The 5,724-nt window shown below is 72.4% G+C and carries 8 protein-coding genes; 1 reads left to right on the top strand and 7 read right to left on the bottom strand.

Translation table 11 applies throughout. The annotated features are described in order from the left end of the window. Positions 1–125: 125 nt before the first annotated feature. Positions 126–1,118: a helix-turn-helix domain-containing protein gene (locus tag ACWCSD_RS46520; RefSeq protein WP_449925194.1), complete on the bottom strand. Its 993-nt coding sequence runs from the start codon at positions 1,116–1,118 to the stop codon at positions 126–128. A gap of 303 nt (positions 1,119–1,421) precedes the next feature. Between ACWCSD_RS46520 and ACWCSD_RS46515 the strand changes: the two genes are divergently transcribed. Then, the gene (locus tag ACWCSD_RS46515; protein WP_449925192.1) at positions 1,422–1,847 is read left to right on the top strand and encodes a spore-associated protein A; all 426 of its coding nucleotides are present in this window, start codon (positions 1,422–1,424) and stop codon (positions 1,845–1,847) included. 257 nt (positions 1,848–2,104) lie between these two features. Here the strand turns inward: ACWCSD_RS46515 and ACWCSD_RS46510 are convergent, their stop codons facing one another. The 6 genes from ACWCSD_RS46510 to ACWCSD_RS46485 all read right to left on the bottom strand — a co-directional run. Next, a complete protein-coding gene (locus tag ACWCSD_RS46510; RefSeq protein ID WP_397162647.1) occupies positions 2,105–2,566 on the bottom strand; it encodes a hypothetical protein in 462 nt (153 codons plus the stop codon). Between the two features lie 47 nt (positions 2,567–2,613). Then, a complete protein-coding gene (locus ACWCSD_RS46505) occupies positions 2,614–3,075 on the bottom strand; it encodes a hypothetical protein (protein WP_397162648.1) in 462 nt (153 codons plus the stop codon). Between the two features lie 126 nt (positions 3,076–3,201). Continuing rightward, the gene (locus ACWCSD_RS46500; protein WP_397162649.1) at positions 3,202–4,173 is read right to left on the bottom strand and encodes an ArsR family transcriptional regulator; all 972 of its coding nucleotides are present in this window, start codon (positions 4,171–4,173) and stop codon (positions 3,202–3,204) included. 70 nt (positions 4,174–4,243) lie between these two features. Next, positions 4,244–4,678 (bottom strand): YybH family protein, encoded by a 435-nt coding sequence (locus tag ACWCSD_RS46495; RefSeq protein WP_397162650.1) that lies wholly within the window; start codon positions 4,676–4,678, stop codon positions 4,244–4,246. Then, on the bottom strand, positions 4,678–5,283 hold the full coding sequence (wrbA, locus tag ACWCSD_RS46490) for an NAD(P)H:quinone oxidoreductase (RefSeq protein WP_449925189.1): 606 nt from the start codon (positions 5,281–5,283) through the stop codon (positions 4,678–4,680). Before wrbA ends, ACWCSD_RS46495 begins: the two co-directional genes overlap by 1 nt. A 107-nt stretch (positions 5,284–5,390) precedes the next feature. Continuing rightward, positions 5,391–5,724 (bottom strand): helix-turn-helix domain-containing protein (locus ACWCSD_RS46485; RefSeq protein WP_449925187.1); only part of this gene is annotated, 334 nt, incomplete at its 5' end.

Genomic DNA, 5,724 nt, shown 5'->3' with positions numbered 1-5,724 from the left:
CGGCGCCCGCGCGCCCGCCGGAGGACCTGCCAGGACGGGTTCGTCGTGTGGAAGGGATGTCACGACGGTACTTATCCGCATGCGGGAGAAAGGTTCCATCCAGGATCCCGCCGGGGGGGTTGAGGTCACCGCTGGCGGTGGATCAGGTCGCCGCCCAGCCGGGTGAGCTGGTGGATGACCATGTTGGCGTGCCGGGTGCTGGTGATGAGCCCGGCCCGTTGCAGCACCTGGGCGTGCGCGCTGGCCGACGACAGCGAGGCGCCGGTCCGGCGGGCGAGCTCGCTGGTGGTGCAGCCGTCGGTGGCGGCGATGCAGCGCAGGACGCGGGCCCGGGTGGCGCCGAGCAGGTCGGGCAGCGCGTCGTCGGGGACGGCGTCGGGCATCTCGTGCTGGATCGGGAAGACCAGGACGGGCGGCAGGCTGGCGTCGGCCATCGCGACCGGGGTGAAGCGCCCGAAGTAGGAGGGGATGAGCGTCAGGCCGCGTCCTTGCAGGTGGATCTCGTACCGGCCGGGGGCGTAGTCGGCCTCCAGCACCGGGGGCCGCCACCGCATCGACGGCCCGAGGCCGGCGAGCATCGCCTCCACGCCCTGGCCGGTGAGCAGGCGGGTCAGCCTGGCGCGCTCACGTCCCAGGGCGTCCTCCATGTCGGTACGGCGGGAGCCGAAGGCGACCTGGCAGTACCGCTCGCCGAGCCGGGCCAGGCCGCGGATGGAGCGCCGGTTGCCGCGGGCAAGGTCGTCCAGCGCCGCGGGAACGGGCGCGTGCCGGCGCAACTGGTCGACCTCGTGCCGCACCCGTGCCGACGGTGTGTCTGTCAGGACGTCCAGCCCCTGCCGGAACCCGTTCATCGACTCGTACGGGGTCAGGAAGTCGGGGAAGTACGCCCCGAGCGGCACCAGCCGCACCAGCTGCTCCCGTACCGGTTTGAGCAACCCGGCCTCGGCGAGGTCGGCGCGGGCCTGCCGCCGCCAGCCGGACAGCGCGCGCACCCCGCCCGGCCGCTGGAGTATGTGCAGGCTCAGCGCCATTTCCCACATCATGTCCGCCCGGCCGGCGATGCGCACGCGGGCCAGGTCCTCGCCGGTGAAGATGATCCGCAAGGTCCCCTTGATCATGATCACATCCTCGGCCGTCGATGTCACCGTCAGATCAAAGGCGCCGCTTCGGGCGCCGGCGGGTGAACGCCGGGCCGGATTCTCGGCCCGGAGCTTGAGCGACACCGGGCTCGCGTCCTGCCGGGCCGGTGATCGCGCCGAAGGAGGGGCCGCAGGACTCGCCTGCCGCCGTCTGCGCTGCCGCCTGACGGCAACCCGTCGGGGGTGATTTGTGCGAACTATCACATTGATCACGAGTTGCGTGTAGCAGAAGTGAGCCGGTGGTACTCAAGATCGCAACACTGGGCAATCGAAGGGATCTTCGTGCGAGCACGCAAGCTGGCGATCCTCCTGGCCGCCGCGGCCCTGACCTCCACCACCACCCTGGCGGCGACCGCCGCCCCGGCCGGCGCGGCCGGACCCTGCGGCAGCGGCTACACCCGGGTCGGCGTCTACAACATCGGCATCGAGAAGTACGGGTACCGCACCGGCATCCTGGAGGTGTACTACAGCTCCGGCACCGGCAAGAACTGCGCACTCACCTACGGCGACGGCCCCTACGCCAACACCACGAGCTGGAAGGGCGTCGTGATCTCCAGGGGCGACGGCAGCGGGAAGGACAGCGACGCCGGAAACTACCAGTACTACGCCGGCCCCGTGTACGTCTCGGCGGCCGGGCAGTGCATCGACGTCGAGGGCATCTCGCCGTCGTGGACGAGCGTCAAGCTCGACAACGTGCACTGCGGCTGAGACCAGCCTGACCGGCCGGCCTCCTCCCGCTGAGCACGCCGCCGTCCCGTTTGGAAGGACGGCGAGGGCGTGCCCCCAGCAGGGGGTTGTCGAGAAGAGCCCGCACCCCAGGGTCGAGGGCACTGGCGTGCGCCATGGGCTCTGACGGCTCAGTGCGCCATCACCGACGTCCGCGTCGATGACGCACTGAGCACCACACGACACCTGACCATGATCAGCCTCGCGCGCTTCCCTCGCCGCGTCGGCCGCACGGCGAGTCAGTCCAGCGGTGTCCCGCCCACGGCCGCGAGCAGCAGGACGGGGAACTCCGGATCGGCCTGACCGACGGCGAGCGCGACCCAGCGGCCCGCGTCCGGCCGGCGCCAGGCGAGCATCGTGCCGGTGAGCTGGCCGAGCTCGTCCAGCGGCGCGGGCGCCGCGGCCTCGCCTTCCGCGTACGGCCACAGATCGACCACCCGAGGGGCACCCCAGCGCTCCGTCAGGGCGGCCGCCAGCTCCTGGAGGGCGGCGTCGATCTCCGCCTGGGCCGCCTCGACGACCTCCTCGCCACGGTCGTCCCAGAAGTCACGGCTGGCCATCAGGTAGCACACGTGGTGGTCCGGGCCGCTGGAACGGTATCCCTCCCACACCTCCCGCGACCTGCCCTCCCGTTCCTCCGTCTCCGGGAAGGGACGGGCCAGGAGGGCGTCCACGACGGCGAGTCGATCGTGCAGAGCCATCCCATGAGGATAGGGTCCCGCGGCGCGGTCCCTCGGGGCGGCGGAGATCACTTGTAGTACTGCACCCAGTACTCGACCGTGTGCTTCTTGTCGAGGGAGAAGGTCGCCCAGTACTGCGAGTGGCCGGCGTTGCTGATGCGGACGATGCCGTACTTGCCGTTGCAGCGCCACCTGCCGGACTTGGCGACCCTCTCGCCACCGAAACGGCGCAGGAACCACAGGTCGACCTTGATCCCCGTGTCGTTGCCCCAGCAGCGGGCCTTGACCTGCATCACGCGCACGCCCGAGGGCCGCTTCCACTCCGAGGTCGAGAAATATCCCTTGTACGGGCCCAACTCCTCGTGCCGCTGGGTGTGCCAGCTCGCCAGGGCGCTACCGGCCTTGGCGGTGCTCGCCTGGGACGTGACCTGGCCGCGCGCGGCCGGCGCGGCGACGGCGGGAGCGGCCGTCAGCACGGCCAGGCCGGAGACGGTGGCCGCGAGGGCGAGGGCGGTTCTCGTGGGACGCATCGGCGCCTGCCTTCCGAGGTCGAATCAGGTGTTCTGCTCGAACGCGAAGGTATGACCGCAGGTGTTGAGAAAGCGTTGAGCGCACGTTGAACCGGCCCGCGACGATCCGGCCAGGCGGCGTCGCCGTCAGCCGGCGTCCGGGGAGCCGTTCAGGAGGGCCTGGCCGAGCGGCGTCAAAGTGTGCAGGACCGAGCTGCCCGTCCGGACGGTCGAGACGAGCCCGGCGTTGCGCAGGACCGTGGTGTGCTGGCTGGCCGAGCCGAGGGAGACACCGACGCGTTCGGCCACGAACGTCGTGGTGGCCGGGCTGCGCAACGTGGCCAGCACCGCCGCACGGGTACGGCCCAGCAGGGGCGTCAGCACGTCGTCCGCGCCGGCCGGCCCGCCCGGGACGCACATCGGGTACACCAGCACCGTGGCCGCGTCCGGCCGGTACATCACCATCGGACGGGGCGCGAAGTAGGACGGGATCAGCAGCAGCCCCCGCCCGCGCAGCGCGACGTCGTGATCGCCGTCGACCGGGATGTGCAGGGTCGGCGGCCGCCAGCGGCACCCGGGATGCAACGTGGCCAGCAGGGCGTCCACCCCGCCGCGCAGCAGGGTCTCCGAGCGCAGGGCCCGGTCGGCGCCGGCCTCCGCCTGGATCTGCGACCACAAGGGCTCCACCGACGAGCCGAAGAAGCCGCGCAGGTCGTCGGCGAGGGTCTGGCGCGCTCCGCGGCTGCCGCCGGCCAGTTCCCGCGCCCAGCGCCCCGCCCGCTGGGCGGGCGACAACGCGCCCAGATCGGCCGCCAGGTAGGAGCTCGGCGTCCGACTGGCCAGCTCGACGCCGGCGGCGAAGTCACCGGCGTCCGGCTGGAGCAGGAACGCCGGCACCGAACTCCGCGGCGGGACCAGGGGCGCCAGCACCCCCGCCCGCTCGGCCAGGCTTCCTCCCACCTGCCGCAACAGCCGGCGCGCTGCGGGCCGCGTCCAGCTCCTGCTCGTCGGCGCGCCGAGCAGCAGGCGCACACTCAGCACCGTCTCCCACAAGGCGTTGGGGGCCGGGGCGAACGTGATCTTGCGCAGGTCGGCGTCGGAGAAGTGCACACGGATCATGACGAAGGATTCTCACCGAGCCGGCTCCCTCCGGCCAAGGAGACCGTCTCCCCCGACGGGCGCGTGGACGTCAGATCGGCTCGTCGCCCGGCGGGAACCACGCCTGCAGGGTCGCCGGGTCGATCGGCACCGAGACGTGCTCGTGCGTGATCAGCCAGCCCTGTCCCGTCCGCCGGAAGCCGAGGGACGACCTGACCCAGATCGAGGTCTGCAGGCCGTTCCTGCGCCGCCCGCTGTCGCGGTGGAGCATGTGCGCGAACGCGACCTCCCCGCCCGCCGCGACCACCGGCTCGCGCGTCTCCAGCGCGATGGGCCCGTCGTACTCCGCGAACCAGCGGACGAAGTTGCCGCGAAGCTCATCCAGCCCGGCGAATCTCATCGGCGGCACGACGTCGAAGTAGACGACGTCAGGAGCGTAGAGCGCCAGCAACCGGTCGACGTCCTTGACCTGGCAGGCTTCGACCCGGACCGCCAGCAGCGCCCTGATCTGCGACTCGCCTGACATCAGCGCCGCCCGGCCTTGAGCGCGGCCGCCGTCTCGGCGACACGGCGGGCCTGGTGAGCGGCAGCCTGCAGGGTCACCTCGGCGGGCGGCCCGTCGCCGGCCACGTGGGAGGCACCGTAGGGGTTGCCGGACCGGAACTGGACGGGGTCGGTGTAGCCCGGCGGGACGATGACGCCGCCCCAGTGGTAGAAGGTGTTGCTCAGCGCCAGGATGGTGGACTCCTGCCCGCCGTGCGCGGTGTTGGAGGCGGTGAAGGCCGAGTACACCTTGTCGGCCAGCCGGCCCTGCGCCCACAGCGGGCCGGTGGCGTCGATGAAGGCCCGCAGCTGGCTGGCCGGGTTGCCGAACCGGGTCGGCGTGCCGAACAGCACCGCATCGGCCCAGAGCAGGTCGTCGTGGCCGGCTTCGGCGACGTCCGCGGTGTCGCGCAGGTGCTGGGCCCAGGTCGCCTTGGAGTTGACCGCCTGCGGTGGGGCGGTTTCGGCGACCCGGCGCAGCCGTACGTGCGCGCCCGCCTCCTGCGCGCCCTTGGCCGCGGCCTGGGCCAGCGCGTGCAGGGTGCCGGTGGCGCTGTAGTAGATGATCGCCACGTTCACGTTGTCCATGGCCGCAACGCTAGGCCGCGGCCCCGCAGGCCCGAATCCGTGACGCCACGGTAGTCGCTCCGGTAGTCGCCCCCGGTAGTCGCCACGGGGTCGCCACGGGGTCGCGGTCACACCAGGCGCGCGAGCTCCTGCCGGGAGGCGACGCCGAGCTTCGGATAGGCCTTGTAGAGGTGGTACTCCACGGTCCGGTGACTGAGGAACAGCTGCGCGGCTATGTCGCGGTTGCTCACCCCCGCCGCGGCCAGCCGTACCACCTGGAGCTCCTGCGGGGTGAGCGCCGCCAGCGCGTCGGCGGGCGGCCCGTCGGGCGCGCTCTCCCCGGTGGCGCGCAGCTCGGCCCGGGCACGCCCGGCCCACGGCGCGGCGCCGAGCCGATCGAAGATCTCCAGAGCCGAGCGCAGCGGCGAGCGCGCCTCGGCCCTGCGCCGCGCGCGGCGCAGC

The sequence above is a fragment of the Nonomuraea sp. NPDC001684 genome (genome assembly GCF_053596515.1).
This window is presented reverse-complemented; position numbering and strand designations above follow the sequence as displayed.

Coding starts and splice junctions, on each gene's coding strand:
- wrbA (WP_449925189.1), bottom strand. CDS start 5,283: ATGGACAACGTGAACGTGGCGATCATCTACTACAGCGCCACCGGCACC.
- ACWCSD_RS46495 (WP_397162650.1), bottom strand. CDS start 4,678: ATGTCAGGCGAGTCGCAGATCAGGGCGCTGCTGGCGGTCCGGGTCGAA.
- ACWCSD_RS46520 (WP_449925194.1), bottom strand. CDS start 1,118: ATGATCAAGGGGACCTTGCGGATCATCTTCACCGGCGAGGACCTGGCC.
- ACWCSD_RS46500 (WP_397162649.1), bottom strand. CDS start 4,173: ATGATCCGTGTGCACTTCTCCGACGCCGACCTGCGCAAGATCACGTTC.
- ACWCSD_RS46510 (WP_397162647.1), bottom strand. CDS start 2,566: ATGGCTCTGCACGATCGACTCGCCGTCGTGGACGCCCTCCTGGCCCGT.
- ACWCSD_RS46505 (WP_397162648.1), bottom strand. CDS start 3,075: ATGCGTCCCACGAGAACCGCCCTCGCCCTCGCGGCCACCGTCTCCGGC.